This is a genomic window from Celeribacter sp. HF31 (genome assembly GCF_011806455.1).
In the GTDB taxonomy this organism is placed as follows: domain Bacteria; phylum Pseudomonadota; class Alphaproteobacteria; order Rhodobacterales; family Rhodobacteraceae; genus Celeribacter.
In genome coordinates, this window is the sequence record NZ_JAATOT010000003.1 from 296,855 (window position 1) to 320,432 (window position 23,578).

Genomic DNA, 23,578 nt, shown 5'->3' on the forward strand with positions numbered 1-23,578 from the left:
TCCTGTGCGCAGTGCCTTGTTCGCCTTGACGCAACGTGATCTGCGTCGGCCAATAGCTTTTGCATATGTTCCGTCTCTCAGATCAATTGCAAATGGCTTGCGCAAGGGTCTTAATGCCGCAGAAAGTGGATTAGCTCTATGATTGAAAACAAAGACGACCTGATACCGGTTGAACAACGGTCCGATTGGGTGCGCCTTCGCACTTTGGTAGCTGTGCGCTGGATCGCCATTTTTGGACAGATCGCCAGCATTCTGGTCGCGATCTTTTTCTTTCATCTGCATCTGGAGATCGGCTTTTTCGCCATCGTCATCGGTGCGTCCGTGATCCTCAATATCGTGGCGAGTTTCGTCTACCCGGAAAACATGCGGCTGAGCGAACGTGGCGCGACCTTGATGTTGCTGTTCGACATCACGCAGCTGTCTGCTCTGTTGTATTTCTCCGGTGGCCTAACGAACCCGTTTTCCGTTCTGATCCTCGCGCCTGTCTCGATCTCTGCCTCCGCACTCAGACCGAAAGCCTCGATCCTGACCGGATCTGTGGCCATCGCCCTCGTGACACTGTTGGCGCTTTACCATGTGCCTTTGCATATGGCCGACGGGGCCGAGTTGATCATCCCCGATATTTTCCTCTTCGGAAACTGGGCCGCCATCGTCATCGGCGTGCTGTTTCTGGGTGTGTTTTCCTGGCGTGTGACTTCGGAAATTCACACCATGTCGCAGGCGCTTCTGGCCACTCAAATGGCTTTGACCCGCGAACAGAAGCTCACCGACATCGGCGGTGTTGTGGCCGCTGCCGCGCATGAATTGGGGACGCCGCTTGCGACCATCAAACTTGTGTCCAGCGAGCTGGTCGACGATCTCAAGGACCAGAGCCTCCTGCGCGAAGACGCTCAGTTGATCAGCGAGCAGGCGGATCGCTGTCGCGACATCCTGCATTCGATGGGGCAGGCGGGAAAAGACGATCTGCACATGCGTTTTGCGCCCCTTCAAGCCGTCATCGAAGAAGCGGCGCAGCCACACACCAGTCGTGGCAAAACTGTCAATCTCGAAGTCCTGGGGTCAGAAGACGGCTCCGAACAGCCCTATGTCTATCGCAGGCCGGAAATCATTCACGGGTTACGCAACCTGATCCAGAATGCGGTGGATTTTTCCGAAACCACGGTCTGGGTCGACATCCTGTGGAGCAAGCGGCGCATCACACTTCGGATCATCGACGATGGGGCCGGCTTTCCGCCCTCAGTCATCGGTCGTATCGGCGATCCATTCATGCGGCACAGACGTTCGGAGAAAGAGGTCGAAAAGCGGCCAGGCTACAAAGGTATGGGGCTTGGGCTCTTCATTGCGAAGACGCTTTTGGAGCGCACTGGTGCGGAGATGAGTTTTGCGAATGGCTCTGATCGGCACGACATGCATCTTCACGCCGGGCGGCGTTCCGGGGCGATTGTTGAGCTAAGCTGGCGCCGGGACCTCATCAGCGTACCTGAGGGAGAACAAAACAAGGCCTTGGGTGAAAACACGCCATTGAAGGTGTAATTCGACCGCGCGAAACAGGGTTTGGTCACCTGTTTTAACGGAGCGTTAACTAAAATTTCCCACACTCTCCCCATCGCAAACGTGTCGTTTTTGATGGGAATCACATGTCATTCGACCTCCTGATCACCTTGGCCATCCTGCTCGCCGGTAGTCTCGGCGTCGCCTTTCTTGTACTCTACAGCCTCGCCTGGCTGGCCAGTCGCAAGGAGGAGGAAAAAGCGATTGCGCTCGATACGCAGGACAATGACATCGTCTTTCTGTTCGACGACGAAAACCTCGTGAATGCCACATCTTCCGCGCATAGCGTCATAGCGGCCGCAGTTGATGTCGGGTCAGATTGGTCGCGGCTATTGTCCGTTCTGATCACCAAATTTCCGACGCTTCAACATGAGATCGCGGAACTGGCGGAACGCGGCAAAATCATTCTCGAGTCGCGCGATGGAAGCGCCGTGCTCCATTGCGAATGGCGCAACGGCTTGGCGCGCATCACCCTGTTCGATCACGAAACGGGACACAGTCATATCGATATGGATCGTCACTCCCTCATGGCAATGGAGCAGGAGTTGGAGACGCTGCGCGCGACCACGGAACACGTGCCGCTCCTCGTCTGGCGAGAGCTCGAAGACGGCACGATCAGCTGGGCCAACAGTGCCTATATCTCCCTGGCCGACAGTCTCTCTGACGCGGATGACGTGCCGAGCTGGCCCCCCGCATCGCTTTTTGAAACGCATTTGTTGGCCAATGCTGGAGCAGATGAATCCCGCCGTCTCAGCCTGAAAGACAAGGTGGGCGATACCCATTGGTATGACATTTACCGCTTCAAAGTCGGTGAGGATTATCTCTACACGGGCAGCAGTGCGGATCGCACTGTGAAGGCCGAAGAAACTCTGCGCGAATTCACGCAGACACTGACCAAAACCTTCTCGCACTTGACCATCGGTTTGGCTGTCTTTGACCGCAACCGTCGGCTTGCGCTCTTCAATCCGGCCCTGACGGATTTGACCTCTTTGCCTGCGGAATTCCTGATCACGCGTCCGGCTTTGACGTCATTCCTGGATCGCCTGCGCGACAGCCAGATGATGCCGGAACCCAAGGATTACAAATCCTGGCGTCAGGAAATGGCCGCTTTGGAAAATGCTGCCGAAGATGGCACTTATGAAGAGGTTTGGACGCTTCCGGGCGGCATGACGTATCGGATTTCCGGACGCCCGCATCCCGATGGGGCCATCGCCTTCCTGTTCGAGGACATTTCCGCAGAAATGTCTCTGACTCGCTGCTTCCGTTCCGAGATCGAAACCGGGCAGGCGGTTCTGGACAGTCTGCCGGAGGCAATTGCGGTGTTTTCCAGCGAAGGCATGCTGATCATGGCGAATTCCGCTTACGCGAGCCTCTGGCGTCTCGAGCAAATGGAAGGCATTCGTGAAACCAGCATCACGGATGCGACCCGTGTTTGGCATGCGAAATGTGCACCCACTCCGATGTGGGGAGATCTTCGGGATTTCGTCAGTCGCCCCGGCGAACGCGCCGAATGGATCAGCCAAACCCGCCTCTGGGATGGTCGTCGCCTGAATTGCCGCTTTGTGCCGCTGCCGTCCGGGCAAACCCTGATCGGTTTTTCCCCGGAAGAGCGGCCAAGCGCCTTGCGTCCGAACCTCCGCCCGCAAGCACGCGACACGCAGTTTATCGAGATGTAAGCTTCTGCCTCTTGTGTCCCCTGCGAGGGGGCCTAAAGTCAGACACCACATGTCTGATACAAAGGCCGCACTCCGTGAACACCCCAAATGTCGCCCGCGATACCACAACAGATCGCGCTCACCTTCTCGACTCATTTGTGGCCAATAGCTCTTGGGCCGGATCGCAATCTGTGGCGCTGGCTGGGGACGCCTCTCGTCGTCGGTATCATCGATTGACGGATGCTTCATCCGGTCGCACTGCCATCCTGATGGATGCGCCGCCTGAAGCTGGTGAAGATGTGCGGCCCTTCGTAAAGGTCGACACGTATTTGTCCGGTATTGGCCTGTCCGCACCCGAAATTTATGCTGCTGACGAACAGTTGGGTTTTTTGATCCTCGAGGATTTCGGCACCGATGTGTACGATCAGGTCTGTGCGCAACACCCTGAACGCGAGCCCGAGCTCTACGATGCAGCCGTAGATGCACTTGTCACCCTCTGTTCCGCCGAGCCAATGCAGGGTTTGGAGGACTATGTCCCCCGCATGGCTGATCTTGCACTGTCTTGTTATCGTTGGTACGCCGAGCCGATCCTAGGCCGCGATATGGCGGATGAGACCGTCGCGGCAAAGGCTGCTCTTCAGCCCTTGATCGACAGTCTCTGCCCCGAGCGCGTTACGATCCTCCGGGACTACCACGCCCAAAATCTTTTGTGGCTGCCCGAAAGAGAAGGGGCCGCACGTGTCGGCCAACTTGATTTTCAGGACGCCATGTTGGGTCCCCCTGCCTATGATTTGATTTCGCTAACCACAGATGCCCGACGCGATGTTTCCGAGCAAATTCGCAACCGCTGCATGGCGCGTTTTTGCGATCAATTGGGCTTGAATCGGGTCGATTTTACACGCCAAGCGGCGATTTGTTCCGTTCAGCGCAATCTGCGCATTCTCATGGTTTTTGCGCGCATGTCGTTGCATTTTGGCCGTATCAGCTATCTTGATCTGATTCCGCGGGTTTGGGGTCATCTTCAACGTGATCTGGATCACCCTGAACTCCAGGCCCTCGCAGCACTTCTGCGCGCACATCTTCCCGAACCCACTCCCTCTGCCCTACAAACGCTCAAGGAAAAATGCGGTACAATCCCAAATCTGCAATGATCTTCTGTGCCGGTCGCGGTACACGGATGAAGGTCCTGACGGAAAACCGTCCTAAACCCATGATCGAGGTGGCCGGCAGGCCTTTGGTCGATCATGCTCTTGAGCAACTGGGCGATATTTCAATCCGCGTGGCCAATCTTCATTACCTCCCTGATATCTTGGAAAAGCACCTGAGTTCAGCTGGATTAGAGACTGTTTTCGAAGACACATTGTTAGAAACCGGCGGCGGCCTCAAAAACGCGTTGCCTCACCTTGATGGCGATGCGGTTTATACCATGAACACGGATGCCGTTTGGAAAGGGCCTGTCGCGGCTGAAATTTTGTCCAAAGCCTGGGACCCGGAGAAAATGGATGCGCTCCTTTTGGTCGTTCCAAAAACCAGAGCGCATGCGCATCTTGGCGCCGGTGATTTCGAGCTTGCGGCCGACGGTCAGATCCGCCGAGGACAAAGCTACATCTACACCGGCATGCAAATTCTAAAAACGGCCCCCGTCGTCGCCATTGAAGAAACGTTTTTCTCGCTCAATCGGGTTTGGGAAAACCTGTTTGAACAAGGTCGAATTTTTGGCGTCGAGTATAGTGGTCATTGGTGTGATGTTGGGCACCCTGACGGCATCGCAATTGCCGAATCCATGTTGAAGGACTGCTGATGTTCACCGACGACGGAAGCCCCGCACTTTTCGGTGTCCCCTGCGGCGCGCACTATCCAACTGCGATCAAAAACGGACTTCTCTCCCGACTGAAAGATACGCCGCCCGACATGCTGGCTCGGACCGAAATTTTCGTCAACACCTCGCGGATGAAAAAGGAAATCCAAGAGGCTTTCGAAGACGGATCGACCCGATTCCTGCCGAAATTACGTCTTTTGTCTCATCTCGGGATGGATCATGAATTCATGGACCTCCCTGTCCCGATCAGTGGGTTGAGGCGTCGGCTTGAGTTGGCACAGCTTGTTTCGCATTTTCTGAAACAGGAACCGCAATTCGCCACACGCTCCTCGGTGTTCGACTTGTCAGACAGCCTCGCGCTTTTGTTTTCCGAAATGCAGGACGAGGGGGTAAAGCCCGAGGACATTCAAAACCTGAAAGTTCCAGACGCCTCCGGCCACTGGCAGAAATCGCTTCAATTCCTCTCAATCCTATTCGGGCTTTTTGCGAATGACGACACTGCAGAATTGAGCGGCGAGGATCGTCTGCGGCTTGTCATCGAGCATCTTGAAAAGACCTGGACCATAACGCCACCAGATCATCCTATTCTCATCGTCGGCTCCACCGGTTCACGCGGAATGACGGCACGCTTCATGTCCTTGGTGGCCCAACTTCCGAATGGCGCAGTGATCCTTCCGGGCGTTGACTTTGATATGCCGTCCGAGGTTTGGAGTCAGATTTACGGCGAAGACCGTTTAGCCGTCGAACACTCCCAAGAACGGATGGCTCGGATGGCGCATCGGTTGGGTTTGAGACCGGATCGCATCCAGAGGTGGGATCTTGACACGCAGGAAAATCAGAGCCGAAACCGACTTGTTTCGCTCGCTTTGCGTCCAGCGCCCATCACCGATCAGTGGATGAAGGAAGGTCCCACGTTTCAGGGTATCGAGGAGGCGACAGGGCGCCTTTCGCTGATCGAGGCCCCGGACATGCGGCTTGAATCCAATGCGATTGCGCTGGTCCTTCGCCGTGCAGTGCATGATGGCAAAACCGCCGCACTCGTCACGCCGGATCGCGATCTGGCGCGGCGTGTCACCGCTCTTTTGGGGCGCTGGAACATTGTGCCAGATGACAGTGCGGGTATTCCGCTCAACCAAACGCCTCCGGGTCGGCTTTTGCGCCATGTGGTGGGACTTGTCGGACGCGTTTTGTCCTCCGAGGATTTGTTGGTTCTATTGAAGCACCCCCTGTGTGCGCGTGGTATTCAGGAAGGCGCGCGGGAGGATGATGCGCGTGGTTTTCACCTTCTTTGGACGCGTGAGCTCGAGGTTCATCTGCGCCAAAAGTCGGTCGCTTTTCCGAGCCGCGAAGACCTTTTGCATTGGGCGATCAAATCTGGCGAAGACAAGGACGACAAAGACGCCCGACTGGCTTGGGCCGGATGGGTTGCCGATCAAAGCGAATACTTTCATGAGGCCCCGAACGGCTCGCTCGGTGTGCACTTGGATCGTCTTGTTGCGCTGAGTTCGAGACTGGTTATGGGGCCGAGATCGTCCGATGATCGCGAACTTTGGGCACAGCACGCAGGGCGTGAGGCGAAGCGCGTTGTCGAGGGGCTCTATCGCGAAGCAGACCACGCGGGCGCGATGACAAGCATGGAGTTTGGGGATCTCTTCCGGGCTATTCTTGGGCGCGAAACTGTACGCGATCCGTCTCCCAAACATCCGAAAGTGATGATCTGGGGGACGCTTGAAGCGCGCGCACTTGGTGCGGATTTGGTTATTCTGGGCGGTCTGAATGAAAGCATTTGGCCGCAAAGCGTTGGGCAGGACCCCTGGTTCAGCCGCGATATGAGACGCCAAGCCGGACTTTTGTCGCCGGAACAAAGCATTGGCCTCTCCGCCCATGACTTTCAGCAAGCCATTGCCGCGCCCGAGGTCATTCTGACGCGCGCCAAACGCGATGCAGAGGCTGAAACCGTCGCCTCACGCTGGCTTATTCGTCTGACCAACCTCATGGCCGGCATGTCTGATGCGGGCCGAGAGGCTTTGAAAGAGATGCGAGATCGCGGCTCGGATTGGATTGCACTGGCGGAACTTTTGGACAAGCCGGAGTTTACGCTACCCTCCGCCAAACGCCCAAGTCCGCGCCCGCCTGTTGCGGCACGCCCAAGGCAACTTTCAGTCACACGGATCGAGACTCTCATTCGTGACCCTTACGACATCTACGCCAGCCGTATCTTGCGATTGAACAAACTCGATCCGCTGAGCCGAGAGCCCGATGTGCGCGAAAGAGGCACGGCGCTTCACGCGATCATGGAGAGCTATCTGTCGCAAATCGGTGAGGAAAGTCATGAGGAAGCACTGGCCCGTTTCCTGACGGTGGCCGAAGAGGTTTTGGAACGCGAGGTGTCCTGGCCCTCCGCACGCAGAGTCTGGTTCGGTCGTGTGCGGCGCATTGCCGATGGTCTTGTCGCGCGAGAACGCGAACGTCTGGCCAAGGGCACGCCTGTCGGGATCGAGGCGAAAGGCGCCATGCATTTGCCCGAGGTCGACTTTTCACTGACATGTAAGGCCGATCGGATTGACCGCAAAGAGGACGACAGTTTTGTCATCTACGACTACAAATCCGGGTCTCCGCCAACCGAAAAACAGACGAAAATCTTCAATATTCAGCTTCATCTCGAAGCGGCGATGATGGAAGAGGGCAAATTCGAGAATGTCCCAATGGGGCGCGTGTCCGAGGTGGCCTATCTCGGATTGAACAACACGCTTTCGGAGACTGTCCTGCCACTTGAGCCCGCCGACATTGATGAGATCAAAGAAAAGCTGGTGCAGTTGATCCGTTCTTACGATAATCGCGAGCTTGGCTATTCCGCACGGCGGATGATGAAAACCGTGCGATTTGAAACAGATTTCGAGCATCTGTCCCGCTACGGGGAGTGGTCCGACGCCGACACGCCTGTGCCGGAGGATTTGGAATGACTGAGATGAACGAAGCCACCCGTCGCCAACTCATGGCGGCGCGCCCCGATATGTCGACCTGGGTGTCGGCCAATGCGGGGTCAGGCAAGACCAAGGTTTTGACGGATCGCGTGGCGCGGCTTTTGCTCGACGGCACACCACCGCAGCACATCCTGTGTTTGACCTACACCAAGGCGGCCGCGGCAGAGATGCAGAACCGGCTGTTCAAACGGCTGGGTGATTGGGCAATGTTGCCAGATGCGGTGCTGATCAAGGAGCTGACCGCTCTTGCCCCCGAAAAACAGCTCGACTCCGAGATTTTGCGGCATGCCCGCACGTTGTTTGCCCGTGCGATTGAGACGCCGGGCGGGCTGAAGATTCAGACGATTCACTCGTTTTGTAGTGCGCTCTTGCGTCGCTTTCCGCTCGAGGCCGGGGTCTCTCCGCAATTCAAGGAAATGGACGACCGTCAGTCCAGGCGAATGGTGTCAGAGATTGTCGAAGACATCGCACTCGGGTCGGCTCGCCATGTGATCGATGATGTCGCGCTTTACGTCAGTGACCTTGATCTGACGGATTTGGCGCTCAGCGTGGTCGCCAAACGCGATCAGTTTTTACACTCCCCCGAGCAGGCTGACATTTGGCGCTGGTTTTCACTGCCCGAAGGCTATGACGAAGCACGGCTCTTGGGAGATGTCTTTATCGGCGGCGAGAAAGAGATGTTTCTTGACTGCGCCGCCCTCATGGAAAGTTCGAGTGCGGCAGATCAAAAGAGCGCCGTTTTTTTTCGGAATTGGGCTGGATTAGAGCCTGATTTGAACTTGGTCGAAAGCCTGTGTGACAAGCTTTTGGCCGGGGAAAAAGCCAAGACAAACCCGCTCGGTTCGAAATTCTACGCCCAGCACTCAAGCCTGCCGACACGAAAACTGATCGACGCGCATCCGGGCGCCTTTGATCGACTCGAAGCTTTCATGAAGCGCGTGGAAGCCGTGCGTCCGCATCTCTTTGGCCTGAGAGATGCGCGCAAAACGCATGCGCTTCATCGCTTTGCTCAGGAAATCCTGCCGCCATATATGGAGCGCAAAGCACAGCTGGGTCTTTTGGATTTCGACGACATGATCCGCCGTGCGCGGGACCTTTTGTCGATCTCGAACGTGTCGCAATGGGTGCTGTACCGCCTCGATGGTGGGATCGATCACATCCTTGTCGACGAGGCACAAGACACCAGCCCCGATCAATGGCGCGTTGTGCAACTTTTGGCGGGGGAGTTCACGGCAGGCGAGGGCGCACGTGCAGATGTCACACGGACGATCTTTGTCGTGGGCGATCACAAACAGTCGATCTATTCCTTCCAAGGCGCGGCACCAGACGCCTTTGACGAGATGAAAGCGCATTTTGGCGAGCGTTTGAACGCCGTCGGTCAGCCGCTTCAGGACCTCTCGCTGCAATATTCCTTCCGCTCTTCGCCTGCCATTTTGACGGCGACCGACAAGGTCTTTGCGGCGATCAATGGCGAGGGCGTCGGAGGTATCCCGGAGCATATCGCGTTCTTTGACGACATTCCCGGTCGCGTTGACGTTTGGTCGCTTGAGGAACCCGAAGACCTGTCGAAAGAAGACAAGGAAGAGCGCGAGAAAGAGGAAAGTCGTTGGGAAGACCCGATTGACGTGATCCACCCGGAGGAGCCAAACCCGCGACTGGCCAAAAGGATCGCAAATTTTGTGGCCGATCAGCTCACGCATGGCTCTATTCCTGAGAAAAACGGGGTAGGGCGGCGGATCGAGCCCGGTGATATTTTGATCCTTGTTCAAAGGCGCTCCCCTTTGTTCCGCCTGATCCTCAAGGAGCTTAAATCCCACCCGGCTGCGATCCCCGTTGCCGGGGCGGATCGCATGACGTTGGGTGAGGAAATGGCGGTCAAAGACCTGCGGTCTCTGCTCGCATTCTTGTCCTTGCAGGACGACGATCTGGCGCTCGCCGAAACGCTGAAATCTCCGCTGTTCAACTGGTCGGAACGAGACCTCTATCAACTCGCCCACGGTCGAACGACAATTACACTTTGGCGATCCCTTTATGAGCGTCGCAAGGAGTGGCCGGAGACCTACGCAGTTCTCGAAGACCTGCGGCAAACCTCTGATTTCTTGCGGCCTTACGACCTGATCGAACGCGTTCTGATCCGTCATGCGGGACGTCGTAAATTCATCGCGCGCCTTGGCAAAGAGGCCGAAGACGGGCTTGACGCGCTTTTGCATCAGGCGCGCAATTACGAGACCTCTGAGACGCCCAGCCTGACCGGATTCATCGCCTGGCTCGAGTCTCAAACCATCCAACTCAAACGCGTGCTCGATGAGAACTCGAACCTCGTGCGCGTGATGACAGCGCACGGATCGAAAGGCTTGGAAGCCCCCATCGTGATCCTGCCTGACACGTTGAAAACGCTACGTGAAACGCGGGATGAATTCATCACGCCGCGAGAGGGTCAGATCGTTTGGAAAGGCGCATCAGGTCAAAGGTCCGATCTGACAAAAGAGACCCTAAACCAGCTCAAAATGCGTGATCTGGAGGAAGATAGGCGTCTTTTGTATGTGGCCATGACTCGCGCCGAGAAATGGCTGATTGTCTGTGGGGCCGGTAAGGATACGCCGGGAACGTGGTACGATCTGGTGAAAAACGGGGTGAATGAGCTGGAGACAGAAAGCCTTGAACTCGCTGGGTTCATGGGGACACGTTATGCCATTGGCGACTGGCCAGAGGCCTCAGAGACACAAAATTCTGCGCAAAAGAAAGAGAGTTCTCTGCCGGATTGGGCTCGAATTTCGGCCGAAGCGCCCTCTGAGAAAACACAGCGCATCTCGCCTTCGGACCTCGGCGGCGCCAAGGCGCTTGCGGGGGAAGACGCCAGTCTCGACAAGGAGGCGGCGATGCGACGCGGGAGCCAGCTTCACAAGTTGATCGAAGTCTTGCCGGAAGTCAGCGAAGATCGTCACGAAGAGGTGGCGCGCTTTGTGCTCTCCACGGGCGAGGAGGCCGTACTTGAGAGCGAAATTCCAGATCTGATGCACGAGGCGCTTGGCGTTCTCAATCAAACCTATGACTGGGATGTCTTTGGCCCGAAGTCTCTGTCTGAGGTGCCTTATACAGCCACGCTCACCACACCTCTCGGCGCCCAGATCATTCAGGGCATCATCGATCGCCTGATTATCACAGCCGAAAAGGTGCAGATTGTGGATTACAAATCCAACACCGTGATCCCGGAGCGCGTCGAAGATATTCCCGAGGGCCTTTTGCGCCAACTCGGCGCCTATGCGCAGGCCTGTCAGGAGATTTACCCGGAACGAGAAATCGAAGTGGCGTTTCTTTGGACAAAAACTGCCACGCTTTGCCCGGTTCCTCTCGATATCGTGATGAGGGCACTGGGTCGCACCGCCACATCTTGACCCGTCAGGGGCAGAGGCATAGGTTTTTGGCCAAGTACATATTCAGGAGAAGCCACATGGCAACCGTAAAAGTCAGCGATGACACGTTCAGCACCGAAGTTCTCGAATCCGACATCCCCGTGGTTGTCGATTTCTGGGCGGAATGGTGCGGCCCGTGTAAACAAATCGGCCCGTCCCTCGAAGAACTGTCCGAGGAACTCGACGGCAAAGTCAAAATCGTCAAAGTGAACGTCGACGAAAACCCGAACGCACCGGCACAATTCGGTGTCCGCTCGATCCCGGCGCTGTTCATGTTCAAAGGCGGCGAAGTGGCCTCCGCGAAAATCGGCGCGGCACCCAAAGCCGCTCTGGCCAACTGGATCAACGAAGAAGCCTGATCCGGCCTCACAAAATAGGAATTCGGGCGCCCAATGTGGCGCCCTTTTTCATGCGCGCAGGGGTCCTAAGGTTGCACCCGACCCATTGCGCCCTCATATAGATTGCCAAGCGAAAGGACCTCTTATGTCGAAAGAAGAATTTCCCGGCTGGCACGGCACGACAATCATCGGTGTACGCCGCGGTGGTGAAGTGGTTGTGGCCGGTGACGGTCAGGTGAGCCTTGGCCAAACGGTGATCAAAGGCACGGCGCGCAAAGTGCGGCGGTTGTCGCCGGGCGGGCAAGACGTGGTGTGCGGCTTTGCCGGGTCGACTGCGGATGCATTCACGCTTTTGGAGCGGCTTGAAACCAAATTGGAGGCCACGCCGGGACAGCTCGCGCGCGCCTGCGTTGAGCTGGCGAAAGATTGGCGGACCGACAAATACCTGTCGAAACTTGAGGCCATGTTGATCGTCACCGATGGCGATACGCTTTTGGTCGTGACCGGCGCAGGGGACGTTTTGGAGCCCGAGCATGACATCGCAGCGATCGGATCGGGCGGGAATTTCGCGCTCGCAGCAGCGCGTGGTCTCATGGAAACTGACAAAGACGCGGAAAGCGTTGCGCGCGAAGCGATGAAGATCGCCTCCGATATCTGTGTCTATACCAATGGCAACCTAACGGTTGAGAAGATTAGCAAATGACTGACCTGACCCCCCGCGAAATTGTCTCCGAACTGGACCGTTTTATCATCGGCCAGAATGACGCCAAACGCGCCGTCGCTGTCGCTTTGCGGAACCGTTGGCGGCGCAAGCAGCTGTCCGATGATCTGCGTGACGAGGTGTATCCGAAAAACATTCTGATGATCGGGCCGACCGGTGTGGGCAAGACGGAGATTTCCCGTCGTCTCGCCAAACTCGCCAAAGCGCCTTTCATCAAGGTCGAAGCCACGAAATTCACCGAGGTCGGCTATGTCGGTCGCGATGTCGAACAGATCGTGCGCGATCTCGTCGATGCGTCGATTTCGCAGACCCGCGAACATATGCGCGACGATGTGAAAGCCAAAGCTCAAGAGGCCGCCGAAGAGCGCGTGATCGAAGCAATCGCTGGCTCGGACGCCCGCGAACAAACCCGTGAGATGTTCCGCAAGAAACTGCGCTCCGGAGAGTTGGACAACACGGTGATCGAGTTGGATCTTCAGGACAGCGCCATGCCGATGGGCATGTTCGAAGTCCCCGGCCAGCCGCAAATGGGCGGGGCGATGAACCTTGGCGATCTTTTCGGCAAAGCCTTTGGTGGTCGCACGGTGAAAAAGAAACTGACCGTTGCGGAAAGCTATGATGTGCTGATCGGAGAAGAGGCCGACAAGCTTCTGGACGATGAAACCGTGACCCGTGTGGCGCTGGAGTCCGTGCAGGAAAACGGCATCGTGTTCCTCGACGAGATCGACAAGGTCTGCGCCCGGCAAGAGGCCCGTGGCGGAGATGTTTCACGTGAAGGCGTACAGCGCGACCTGTTGCCGCTGATCGAGGGCACCACCGTGTCCACCAAACACGGCCCGGTGAAAACGGATCACATCCTGTTCATCGCATCCGGTGCATTCCACATCGCGAAACCTTCGGATTTGCTGCCGGAATTGCAGGGGCGTTTGCCGATCCGTGTGGAATTGCGAGCGCTGGAAGAGGGCGATTTCGTCCGCATTCTGACCGAAACCGACAATGCATTGACGCTGCAATACAAGGCGCTGATGGAGACCGAAGAGGTCGAAGTGACCTTCTCCGAGGATGGGATCGAAGCGATTGCAAAACTGGCCGCCGATGTGAACAGCTCCGTCGAAAATATCGGCGCGCGGCGGCTTTACACGATCATGGAGCGGGTGTTCGAGGAGCTGTCTTTCGCGGCCCCTGATAAGCCCGGCGAAAAGATCACGGTCGATGCCGCCTATGTGCATGACCATGTCGATGAACTGGCCAAGGCGGCGGATGTGAGCCGCTACATGCTTTAACTACTTCTTGCGGCGCAGGTAGACGTAATAGGCGCCTGTGCCGCCATGTTTGAGATGGGCCTCAGAGACCTGAAGCACCGCGTCCCGCAACGGCGCCATGTGGAGCCAATGCGGGACCTGGTGTTTTAGCACACCTTTGCGCACGGGGATGGGACCGTCGTCGTCGCGGTGTTTGCCCTTGCCGGTAATGACCAAAACCAGACGCCGGTCCATCGCCCAGGAGTTTAGGATAAAACGCGTGAGCGCCGGATGTGCCTGGGCGATCGTCATGCCGTGAAGGTCGATGCGGCCTTCGGGGGCGAGGTTGCCTTTGCGCATTTTGCCGAATTTCTTGCGATCCATCCTGAGCGGCGCCTGCGCCAGCCGATCCGAAATAGATGGGGCAAGATCGTGGCTTGTCATACGGGTCGTCGCGTGTTTGCCGATCTCCAGATCGAAATCGAAAGGCTCTCGGGCAATCGGAGCAGTGGGTTTCGGCAGGTTCGGTTTTTCAGGAAGGACCAAGGGCGCGGGCGTCTTTGAGATATGCAGAGGTTTTGCCGTTTTTTTCACGGCATTCCACAGCCCCTTATCCTCTTCACTCAGGGTTTTCTTGCGCCGGCTCACCCTTCTGCCCTTTCCTCATAGGCATAGGCAATCTGGATCGGCAAAAGCACGATCATCCGGCCCGGATCACGGATTTTACCAGCCTGATCGCCCGCAAGATCCCCCGTGCCAAAAAAGATATCGGCCCGCTGGGCGCCTTTGATCGCGGAGCCGGTGTCTTGGGCAATCATGAGGCGATGCAGAGGCTCTGCGCCCTCTTTTTCGATCCAAACCGGCGCCCCAAGTGGGACGAATTTCGGATCGACCGCGATGGAGCGCATCGTGGTGATGGAGCGATGCATCGCGCCAATGGGGCCTTTTTCGGCGGGTAGACGCGGCAGTTCACGGAAGAACACATAGGAGGGATTGAAGTTCAAAAGCGCCTCGCCCTCGACCGGATTTCGGCGCACCCAGTTCTGGATCACTTTCGCGGAAACCTGATGCGCGTCATAAACCCCACGCCGGATCAATTCCTGTCCGATAGAGCGGTAATTGCGGCCGTTGTGGCCCCCGTAACCGATGCGCATGACAGACCCGTTTTCCAAACGGATGCGACCGGAGCCCTGAACCTGAAGGAAAAACAGCTCGACCGGATCGTCGACCCAGGCGATCTCAAGCCCGCGTCCAGCAAGCGCACCGTTGGAGATGTCCTGACGCGCCAGATAGGCTTCGCCAGAGACGACATCCGGCGGCATGCGGTAGACGGGATAGCGATAACGCGCGGTTTGAAAGCGGGAGCCGCGCAGTTCCGGTTCGAAATAGCCGGTGAACAGCGGCTCGGCGCCGTCTTCGATCAGGACCGGGCGGAACAGAAGTTCAAAGAAACTCCGTGCTTCATTGGTGGTCTGAGCAAAAGCACAGAGCTGCGGCCATTCGGGGCCGTCGATCAGATCACACGTCTCGCGAAAAACGGAAAGAGCCGCGGCGTGATCGTCCGCGGCCCATCCGGATAGGTCATCAAATGAGAGGACACGCACCGTCATGTCATCCGAGGATGCCGCCGGCGCGTTCAAAGCCAGCAAGGCTGCAAAAGCCGCAGGCGCCAGCTTTCTCCACATCAGGCACCAGTCGCGACAAGCTGCCAGTTCGGATCGTCGCTGTTCAGGTGACGTGCAAAGGTCCAGATGTCTTTCTGACGATTGATCGCTTTGGGGTCGCCCTGAACGATCTCGCCCTCGGCATTGCGCACGACGGAGGAGGTTTCGCCAACAAAGCGGATCTTGATTTCGGCCTCGTCGGTGGCGCGATCCAGATCGGCGTCGATGATCTGAAGCTCGCGCAGGCCAACGAATTGGCTCTCGATGGTCAGACCTTTGGATTGGCGATCCTCAACGACAGAAGAGAAGGCGTCATAGACGTCTTCGGACAGAAACGGTTTGATGCTTTCAAGCTCGTCATGTTCAAAGGCCATCAGGATCATCTCATAGGCGCCGCGGGCACCGGCGAGGAATTCGCTGACGTTGAAATTCGGGTCGACACGTTTGATCGCGGCGAGATTGTCTGCGGCACGGGTGCCGGCCTCGACATTGTCGATGATGTCGTGATCCACGCCGCCCTCGATCACCTCGAAGTCGCGTTTGACCTTCGTGGCCTCCTCGGCCCCCGGAACATCTGCGCGCGGCTTTTCAAACCCTTCGCGGGTGCCCAAAACGCTGCGCAGGCGCAGGATCAGGAAAATGGCAATGCCCGCGAGGACAAGAATGGAAAGAAGGGAATTCCCCATCGGCGGTCGATCTCCGTTCAAACGTAGAAATAACTGTGTTCCGACCTTATGTAGGTGACGCACCCCGCCAAGTCTACCTGTGGGGGCAAGAATAGAAAGGACTTCTCATGTGGCTTTTCGCCCTTTTTGTCGCAGTTCCGATCATTGAAATCGCCCTGTTCATTCAAGTTGGCGGTCTGATCGGGCTTTGGCCGACGCTTTTGATCGTCATCGTGACCGCCATTTTGGGCACCGCTTTGGTGCGCCAACAGGGGGCTTTGGCCATGTCACAATTGCGTCAGTCCTTTTCCGAGTTGAATGATCCCTCTGAACCTCTGGCGCATGGGGCGATGATCCTGTTTTCCGGCGCGCTTTTGCTAACGCCCGGGTTCTTTACCGATGCCATGGGATTTTTGTTGCTGGTGCCCGCCTTTCGGATGTTTGTGCTTAAAGAATTGCGCAAACGGGTGAAGGTTCAGAGCTTTACCATGGGGCAACAGAACATGCGTCAAACGCATGATCCGTACCGTGGCACGCCACGTGATCCCCATATCATCGACGGCGAATGGGAAGAGGTCGATCAAAACAAGCCCAATCAAGGCCCGTCAGGCTGGACTCGCCATTGAGGCAGGCCCGGCAACCTGATACAAAACCGCGAACTTCATTTTGCAAGGACCGAACCGATGGCCGAAAACGGCGAAACCCCACAAAACGACGCGGCCGCACAGGCCAACCCCGTCAAAATGCAAATCCTGGGTCAATTCATCCGGGACATGTCTTTTGAAAACATCCTCGCGCAAAAGGCCCTGAAGGTCGAAGGTCGTCCGGCGATCTCCGTTCAGGTCGCTCTGGATGCGAAAAAGCGCACTGAGGATCACCAGTTCGAAGTCGCGACCAAGGTCAAAGTCGAATCCAAATCGGAAAGCGGTGAGCAGACGCTGTTCATCCTTGAGCTGGATTACGCTGGTGTGTTCCACATCGAAAACGTGCCGGACGAGCAGATGCATCCGTTCCTGATGATCGAATGCCCGCGGATGCTTTTCCCGTTCCTGCGCCGTGTGGTGCATGACGTGACGCGTGACGGTGGCTTCCCGCCGCTGAACCTCGACAACATCGATTTTGTGCAGCTGTACCGCCAAGACATGGCGCGCCGCGCAGAAGCACAACAATCTGCCGCGGCAGTCAACTAAGCTTCTGACTTAGTTAAATTTATTCCAAATCGCGCCGTCGCCCAAGCCCTCAACGAAAGAGGCATGGGCGGCGGCTTCTTCGTCTGTGATCCGGGGCGGAAGAGGGGCGGGGCGACGCGTCGGTCGCCAGTTTTCGTCAATCTGAGACGAAGCGTCTTTCTTTTGCGATTTGGAGGGCGCAAGCACGAGATCGGGCTGACGCCCGCCGATCAGCTCAAGATAGACCTCCGCCAGAATTTCAGAGTCGAGCAAAGCGCCGTGCAGGGTCCGGGATGAGTTGTCGATCCCGAACCGGCGACACAGCGCATCGAGCGTCGCCGGAGAGCCGGGAAATTTCTTGCGCGCCATCGCCAATGTATCGACCGCGCGCTCATAGGGGATTTCCGGCAGACCGATCCAACTCAGCTCGGCATTCAGGAATTTCATATCGAAGCTGGCGTTGTGAATGATCAGTTTCGAATCCGTGCCAATGAAATCGAGAAACGCCTGACCCACCGCCTTGAAAAACGGTTTGTCGGCGAGGATCACTTCGCCGTCTTTCGGCGGGCGCGGGGGCTGCAACAGGTCGGGACCGATGCCGTGCACCCCGAAAGCACCGTCCGGCATGTGGCGATCCGGGTGGATATATTGGTGGTAGGTGTTGCCCGACGGCATGTGATTCACGAGCTCAATCGCCCCGATTTCCACGAGACGATCACCGCTGAACGGATCAAAACCAGTGGTTTCGGTATCGAGAACGATTTCACGCATCTGAAAGTTGCCCCTTTAGAGTGGAAAGCACATCATGCACTTGGGCTTTGGCGGCTTCAAGGCTTGTGGTTTCGATCACGAAATCCGCGCGGGCGCGTTTTTCGGCATCCGGGAGTTGTTTGCTCAGAATGGCTTCAAAATGGGTTTCGGTCATGCCGGGTCTGGCCAGAACGCGCTCGCGCTGGGTCTCAGGGTCAACCGAGACAACCACGACGGCGTCCACATGTTGATCGCCGCCGGTTTCGAACAGGAGTGGGATATCGACCAGCACAAATTCGGATTTGCTGTTTTCAAGAAAGTTCTGGCGGTCCTGCGCGACCAAGGGGTGCACGATCTTTTCGATCTTTTTCAAAGCCTTGGGATCATTTGAAATGATTTCTTTGAGCCGCGCTTTGGACACGCTGCCGTTCTCAATCGCAGATGGGAAATGCTCCGTCATGGGCGCGACTGCAGCGCCGCCCTGATCATAGAGTCGGGCCACGGCGGCATCGGCATCCCACACGGGCACACCGGCCTCAGCGAAGAGCTTCGCCGTGGTGCTTTTGCCCATGCCGATGGAGCCGGTCAAACCGATGATGAAAGGCTTTTTCATGAGGACAGGATGAATTGGCGTGTGGCGTCGTCGACTTCGGGACGCTTGCCAAACCAACGTTCAAACCCCGGCGCGGCTTGATACAGAAGCATGCCGAGACCATCGACAGTCTGACAGCCCTTCTCAGCGGCGCGATCCAGGAAAGCGGTGCGCAGCGGCGTGTAGACGATGTCGGTGACCACCGCGTCAGAGCTCAGGTGATCAAAGGGAATCTTCATATCAGGCTGGCCGTGCATCCCAAGTGCGGTGGTGTTCACAACCGTGCGCGCACCTTTAAGCATGTCACCGGCGTTTACCCATTCAACGACCGAAATTTTCGTGCCGAATTCGGCCCGAAGTGCGTCGGAGCGGGTTCTTGTTCGGTTCGCCAAACGGATTTCCGGCACACCCACCTCCAAGAGAGACGCAATCACGGCGCGCGCAGCACCACCTGCACCAAGCACGGCAGCGGGGCCGGATTTCGGGTCCCACTCCGCATTGCAGCGCAGATTTTCAACGAAACCATAGCCATCCGTATTATCAGCATGAAGCTTGCCATCCGCTCGGAAAATCAAGGTGTTCGCCGCTCCGATCAGCGCCGCACGGTCTGTGACAATGTCGGCCAGCCCCAAAACGGCTTCTTTATGGGGAATCGTGACATTCGCACCGACAAATCCCATTTTCGGCATCATCTGCAAGACCTCTGCGAGATCCGCTTGCTCGACATGAAGCGGCACATAATGACCGGGGATCTGATAGCGATTGAGCCAGTAATTATGCAGCTTTGGCGATTTGCTATGAGAGATCGGCATGCCGATCACCCCTGCCACCGGTATTTTGTCACTCATGATGCGATCACTCCCCTTTGCGCAAGATATGCCAAAAGTGGCAGTAGGGGCAAACCCAGCACTGTAAAGTAATCGCCATCAATACGAGAAAAAAGCCGCACGCCCTCGGCCTCCAGCATGTAGGAGCCGACACAATATTGAACCTGATCCCAATTCCGCCCCAAGTAATCGTCGAGATAGGCGTCCGAGAAATTGTTCATCTCAAGCCGCACTTCACCAACATGACGCCATTTCGGCTCACCGTTTTCATAAATCACCGCCGCAGACAAAAGCTTGTGCCGCTCGCCACGCATCTCTTTGAGCTGTGCGCGGGCCTCGTCGATGCTTTGCGCTTTGGAGATCAGCTTGCCTTTGAAAGACAGCGTTTGATCGCAGCCTATGACCATGGCACCCGGATATTTCATGGACACCTTGCGCGCCTTCGCCTCTGCCAAAGCGTCAGCGATGTCTCTGGGTGTTGCGCCATCGTGAAGGAGCGCTTCTTTTACCGTTTCTTCATCAATTCGTCCGACAGTCACATCGAAAGAGAGCCCTGCATTTCGAAGCAAGGTCTGCCGGATTTCGGACCCCGAGGCGAGGATAAGCTGTTCCGGGCTGTTCATAGCTCTGTTGAAAACTCCTGTGTGAGTGCGGGGATCAAAGCGGTGTTTTTCGGTCTTTTAGCGCAGCCGGGGATAAACCGATAGTTCCAGGCACTTCTCACCTCACTTTATCACCGTGGGTAAGACATTTTGCCTCTGGACGTAAAAGTAACATTTTCCCGACGCCTTTAAGTTTCATCCCCTGATGCCGAAAGAAATCAAATTTCAACATTTTGATTTATATGATAAAATTCATTTTATCCTAAGTTGTGGATAAGAAATATGACGTTTTCAAGAGGTTGGAAAACCCTGTGTAAAACTCAATAATCCAGATTATCCACAGGCCCTACAAAATCATCATCCTTTTCTTTTTCTTTTATTATTTTATTTAGAGAGAAACGAAGGGGCACCTCTTATGGGCGATATTCTTGCAAGCATTTATCCTTGGACAAAGTCCATGCATGTCATTTCCATCATCGCATGGATGGCTGGCCTGTTTTATCTTCCGCGTCTTTACGTCCGTCACACCGAAAGCGTGACGCAAGGCACCGAAACCGATCTGCTTTTTCAGGACATGGAAAAGAAGCTCCTGAAGATGATCATGAACCCTGCGATGATCTCCAGCTGGTTTTTTGGCCTCTGTCTGGTCTTTACGCCCGGTATCGTCGATTGGTCCGCTGGCTGGTCCTGGATCAAGGCTGCGAATGTGCTGGGAATGACGTGGTTTCACATGTGGTGTGCGGCACGTCGCAAGGATTTCATTACAGGTACAAACACCCGAAGCGGTCGTCATTATCGGATGATGAACGAGCTTCCCACATTGTTCATGATCTTCATCGTCGTGATGATTATCGCCAAGCCATTCTGAGAAAGATTGACTTAACCTCTGTCTGTTCCTATCACTCTGCCAAACCCACGCCGTCCGGCGTAAGGGATTCTCCACTGAGACATGACTGAAAGACCCGCCTGATGTGCCGGTCCAATTGGATTTTCTATGAGCGACACCACTCTCAATCTGGCTGATTTGAAAGCCCAAAGCCCCAAAGACCTTCTGGCCATGGCCGAAGAACTGGAGATCGAAAACGCCTCGACCATGCGTAAAGGCGAGATGATGTTTTCGATCCTCAAGGAACGCGCCGAAGATGAATGGGTCATCTCCGGTGATGGCGTGCTTGAAGTGCTCCAAGACGGTTTTGGCTTCCTGCGTTCTCCTGAAGCGAACTATCTGCCGGGGCCCGACGACATTTACGTCTCCCCTGATGTGATCCGCCAGCATGGTCTTCGTACTGGCGACACCGTCGAAGGCGTGATGCAGGCGCCGAATGAGAACGAGCGCTATTTCGCGATCACCAAAGTCACGATGATCAACTTTGAGGAGCCTGAAAAGGCCCGTCACAAGATCAACTTTGATAACCTTACGCCGCTGTACCCGGATGAGCGTCTCAAGATGGAGATCGAAGATCCAACCCTCAAGGACCGCTCCGCCCGCATCATCGACCTCGTGTCGCCGATCGGGAAAGGTCAGCGTGCGCTGATCGTTGCGCCGCCGCGGACGGGTAAAACCGTTCTGTTGCAAAACATCGCGCATTCGATCGAAACCAACCACCCTGAGTGCTATCTCATCGTGCTGTTGATCGACGAACGTCCCGAAGAGGTGACGGATATGCAGCGGTCCGTGAAGGGCGAGGTGATTTCCTCGACTTTCGACGAACCTGCAACCCGTCACGTCGCCGTTTCCGAGATGGTGATCGAAAAAGCGAAACGCTTGGTCGAGCATAAGCGCGACGTTGTCATCCTGCTTGACTCGATCACGCGTCTTGGTCGCGCCTTCAACACCGTTGTGCCGTCCTCTGGTAAGGTTCTGACAGGCGGTGTGGATGCCAACGCCCTGCAACGCCCCAAACGCTTCTTCGGGGCTGCACGGAACATTGAAGAGGGTGGGTCGCTGACCATCATCGCAACCGCTCTGATCGACACCGGGTCGCGGATGGATGAGGTGATCTTTGAGGAATTCAAAGGCACAGGTAACTCTGAGATCGTTCTGGATCGTAAAGTCGCCGACAAACGCGTCTTCCCGGCCATGGACATCCTCAAATCCGGCACGCGGAAAGAAGATCTCCTGGTCGATTCTAAAGATCTCCAGAAAACCTATGTGCTGCGCCGCATTCTGAACCCGATGGGGACGACGGACGCGATTGAGTTCTTGATTTCCAAGCTCAAGCAGACCAAAACCAACAGCGAATTCTTCGACTCGATGAACGCTTAAATCAAGGGATATCAATAGGTTAAACCTATGGATACGATTTACGCCCTCGCATCTGCCCGCGGGAAAGCGGGTGTCGCAGTGGTCCGGATTTCCGGGCCGCTTGCGTTTTGGGCTGTCCAAAAACTGGCGGGCGATGTGCCCGCTCCACGTCGGACGGCTCTGCGTGTTCTGAAAAATGCGGAAGGCGTTGTCCTCGATGAAGCCTTGGTGATCTGCTTTGAAAAAGGCGCGTCTTTCACGGGGGAAGAGAGTGCTGAGCTTCAACTTCATGGCTCCGTCGCGATCATCAATGCCGTGCTTCAGGCGCTCGCTGATCTGGATGGATTGCGCTTGGCTGAAGCTGGGGAATTCACGCGCCGGGCTTTGGAAAATGAACAGCTCGATCTTGCCCAAGTTGAAGGTCTCGCAGACTTAATCGAAGCGGAGACGGAGGCCCAGCGTCGCCAGGCGTTGAAGGTTTTCTCTGGTGCGCTCGGCGATAAGGCGGAGCGTTGGCGTGCGGCTTTGTTGCGTGCGGCGGCGTTGATCGAAGCGACGATTGATTTCGCCGATGAAGAGGTTCCAACGGACGTTTCGCCTGAGGTTTTGGAATTGATCGCACTGACGATGATGGAGCTCGAAGAGGAAATCAAAGGCGCGAAGATGGCGGAACGCATTCGGGATGGGTTTGAAGTTGCCATTGTTGGTCCCCCAAATGCCGGCAAATCAACTCTGTTGAACACGCTCGCGGGGCGTGAGGCGGCGATTACTTCCGAGTTTGCCGGAACGACGCGTGATATCATCGAAGTGCGTATGGATCTCCACGGCCTGCCTGTGATGCTTCTCGATACAGCTGGGCTTCGGGAAACCAGTGACGTGGTCGAAGCGATCGGCATTGATCGTGCAAGAAGCCGTGCATCGCAGGCCGATTTGCGGGTGATCTTGCTTCCGAATGTTGATGCCGAGCCTGAAATGTCGCCGCAAGACGGCGATCTTGTTCTGATTGGCAAGGATGATAGCGGCGCTTATCCGCAGTCCGTTTCCGGCAAAACCGGGCATGGCGTAGATCTTATGGTGGCGCATATCGCTGAGACGCTTTCGGAACGTGCCTCCGATGCGTCCTCAGCCATTCGTGAACGTCACCGTGTTGCAATTCAGGACGCGCTTGTCTCTATGGAATCGGCGCGAAATGAGGTATTGCTCGGCGGTGAACGTGCTGAACTTGCGGCTGAAGAGTTGCGCCGTGCGGTTTATGCGCTGAACTGCCTTGTGGGGCGGATTGATGTTGAGAACATTCTTGGGGAAATCTTCTCCAGTTTTTGCATCGGGAAATGAATGAAAA

The 23,578-nt window shown here is 56.2% G+C and carries 21 protein-coding genes; 14 read left to right on the forward strand and 7 right to left on the reverse strand.

Annotated features, from left to right (window positions below; genetic code table 11):
- The first annotated feature begins 138 nt into the window (after nucleotides 1-138).
- From regB to hslU, 9 genes are all read left to right on the forward strand, one after another.
- Nucleotides 139-1,533 carry a sensor histidine kinase RegB gene (gene regB / locus HCZ23_RS07700; protein WP_167601139.1) on the forward strand — a complete coding sequence of 465 codons (1,395 nt, stop codon included), beginning with the start codon at nucleotides 139-141 and terminating at the stop codon, nucleotides 1,531-1,533.
- Between the two features lie 104 nt (nucleotides 1,534-1,637).
- Nucleotides 1,638-3,227: a PAS-domain containing protein gene (locus HCZ23_RS07705; RefSeq protein WP_167601140.1), complete on the forward strand. Its 1,590-nt coding sequence runs from the start codon at nucleotides 1,638-1,640 to the stop codon at nucleotides 3,225-3,227.
- Between the two features lie 74 nt (nucleotides 3,228-3,301).
- Nucleotides 3,302-4,357 carry a phosphotransferase gene (locus HCZ23_RS07710; protein WP_167600848.1) on the forward strand — a complete coding sequence of 352 codons (1,056 nt, stop codon included), beginning with the start codon at nucleotides 3,302-3,304 and terminating at the stop codon, nucleotides 4,355-4,357.
- A gap of 26 nt (nucleotides 4,358-4,383) precedes the next feature.
- Nucleotides 4,384-5,007, forward strand: a complete 624-nt coding sequence (locus tag HCZ23_RS07715; protein WP_368487313.1) for a nucleotidyltransferase family protein — start codon at nucleotides 4,384-4,386, stop codon at nucleotides 5,005-5,007.
- Nucleotides 5,007-7,988: a double-strand break repair protein AddB gene (gene addB / locus HCZ23_RS07720; protein ID WP_167601142.1), complete on the forward strand. Its 2,982-nt coding sequence runs from the start codon at nucleotides 5,007-5,009 to the stop codon at nucleotides 7,986-7,988. The genes HCZ23_RS07715 and addB overlap by 1 nt, the downstream gene beginning before the upstream one ends.
- A complete protein-coding gene (gene addA / locus HCZ23_RS07725) occupies nucleotides 7,985-11,404 on the forward strand; it encodes a double-strand break repair helicase AddA (protein ID WP_167601143.1) in 3,420 nt (1,139 codons plus the stop codon). Before addB ends, addA begins: the two co-directional genes overlap by 4 nt.
- 56 nt (nucleotides 11,405-11,460) lie before the next feature.
- Nucleotides 11,461-11,781 carry a thioredoxin gene (gene trxA, locus HCZ23_RS07730; protein ID WP_167601144.1) on the forward strand — a complete coding sequence of 107 codons (321 nt, stop codon included), beginning with the start codon at nucleotides 11,461-11,463 and terminating at the stop codon, nucleotides 11,779-11,781.
- Nucleotides 11,782-11,905: 124 nt separating this feature from the next.
- The gene (gene hslV, locus HCZ23_RS07735) at nucleotides 11,906-12,463 is read left to right on the forward strand and encodes an ATP-dependent protease subunit HslV (protein ID WP_167601146.1); all 558 of its coding nucleotides are present in this window, start codon (nucleotides 11,906-11,908) and stop codon (nucleotides 12,461-12,463) included.
- Nucleotides 12,460-13,764 (forward strand): ATP-dependent protease ATPase subunit HslU, encoded by a 1,305-nt coding sequence (gene hslU / locus HCZ23_RS07740; protein WP_167601148.1) that lies wholly within the window; start codon nucleotides 12,460-12,462, stop codon nucleotides 13,762-13,764. Before hslV ends, hslU begins: the two co-directional genes overlap by 4 nt.
- Here hslU and HCZ23_RS07745 read toward each other — a convergent pair whose 3' ends face one another.
- The 3 genes from HCZ23_RS07745 to HCZ23_RS07755 are packed head-to-tail and all read right to left on the reverse strand — an operon-like array spanning nucleotide 13,765 to nucleotide 16,072.
- Nucleotides 13,765-14,370, reverse strand: a complete 606-nt coding sequence (locus HCZ23_RS07745; protein WP_175580880.1) for a Smr/MutS family protein — start codon at nucleotides 14,368-14,370, stop codon at nucleotides 13,765-13,767.
- On the reverse strand, nucleotides 14,367-15,407 hold the full coding sequence (locus tag HCZ23_RS07750; RefSeq protein ID WP_167601149.1) for a murein transglycosylase A: 1,041 nt from the start codon (nucleotides 15,405-15,407) through the stop codon (nucleotides 14,367-14,369). The genes HCZ23_RS07745 and HCZ23_RS07750 overlap by 4 nt, the downstream gene beginning before the upstream one ends.
- Nucleotides 15,407-16,072, reverse strand: a complete 666-nt coding sequence (locus HCZ23_RS07755; RefSeq protein ID WP_167601151.1) for a Tim44/TimA family putative adaptor protein — start codon at nucleotides 16,070-16,072, stop codon at nucleotides 15,407-15,409. Before HCZ23_RS07755 ends, HCZ23_RS07750 begins: the two co-directional genes overlap by 1 nt.
- 107 nt (nucleotides 16,073-16,179) lie before the next feature.
- Between HCZ23_RS07755 and HCZ23_RS07760 the strand changes: the two genes are divergently transcribed.
- Complete coding sequence (locus HCZ23_RS07760) at nucleotides 16,180-16,677, forward strand: FxsA family protein (RefSeq protein WP_167601152.1); 498 nt, start codon at nucleotides 16,180-16,182, stop codon at nucleotides 16,675-16,677.
- Nucleotides 16,678-16,734: 57 nt separating this feature from the next.
- Nucleotides 16,735-17,241, forward strand: a complete 507-nt coding sequence (gene secB / locus HCZ23_RS07765; protein ID WP_167601154.1) for a protein-export chaperone SecB — start codon at nucleotides 16,735-16,737, stop codon at nucleotides 17,239-17,241.
- A 9-nt stretch (nucleotides 17,242-17,250) separates the two neighbouring features.
- Here the strand turns inward: secB and dnaQ are convergent, their stop codons facing one another.
- The 4 genes from dnaQ to HCZ23_RS07785 are packed head-to-tail and all read right to left on the reverse strand — an operon-like array spanning nucleotide 17,251 to nucleotide 20,012.
- Nucleotides 17,251-17,991: a DNA polymerase III subunit epsilon gene (gene dnaQ / locus HCZ23_RS07770; protein ID WP_167601155.1), complete on the reverse strand. Its 741-nt coding sequence runs from the start codon at nucleotides 17,989-17,991 to the stop codon at nucleotides 17,251-17,253.
- Nucleotides 17,984-18,583, reverse strand: a complete 600-nt coding sequence (coaE, locus tag HCZ23_RS07775) for a dephospho-CoA kinase (RefSeq protein ID WP_167601157.1) — start codon at nucleotides 18,581-18,583, stop codon at nucleotides 17,984-17,986. Before coaE ends, dnaQ begins: the two co-directional genes overlap by 8 nt.
- Nucleotides 18,580-19,410 carry a shikimate dehydrogenase gene (locus tag HCZ23_RS07780; RefSeq protein ID WP_167601159.1) on the reverse strand — a complete coding sequence of 277 codons (831 nt, stop codon included), beginning with the start codon at nucleotides 19,408-19,410 and terminating at the stop codon, nucleotides 18,580-18,582. Before HCZ23_RS07780 ends, coaE begins: the two co-directional genes overlap by 4 nt.
- The gene (locus HCZ23_RS07785; protein ID WP_167601160.1) at nucleotides 19,407-20,012 is read right to left on the reverse strand and encodes a nucleoside triphosphate pyrophosphatase; all 606 of its coding nucleotides are present in this window, start codon (nucleotides 20,010-20,012) and stop codon (nucleotides 19,407-19,409) included. Before HCZ23_RS07785 ends, HCZ23_RS07780 begins: the two co-directional genes overlap by 4 nt.
- Before the next feature lie 394 nt (nucleotides 20,013-20,406).
- Between HCZ23_RS07785 and hemJ the strand changes: the two genes are divergently transcribed.
- From hemJ to mnmE, 3 genes are all read left to right on the forward strand, one after another.
- A complete protein-coding gene (hemJ, locus tag HCZ23_RS07790) occupies nucleotides 20,407-20,859 on the forward strand; it encodes a protoporphyrinogen oxidase HemJ (protein WP_167601161.1) in 453 nt (150 codons plus the stop codon).
- Nucleotides 20,860-20,985: 126 nt separating this feature from the next.
- A complete protein-coding gene (gene rho, locus HCZ23_RS07795) occupies nucleotides 20,986-22,257 on the forward strand; it encodes a transcription termination factor Rho (protein ID WP_167601162.1) in 1,272 nt (423 codons plus the stop codon).
- Nucleotides 22,258-22,284: 27 nt separating this feature from the next.
- Nucleotides 22,285-23,571, forward strand: a complete 1,287-nt coding sequence (gene mnmE, locus HCZ23_RS07800) for a tRNA uridine-5-carboxymethylaminomethyl(34) synthesis GTPase MnmE (protein WP_167601163.1) — start codon at nucleotides 22,285-22,287, stop codon at nucleotides 23,569-23,571.
- The last annotated feature ends 7 nt before the right edge of the window (nucleotides 23,572-23,578 follow it).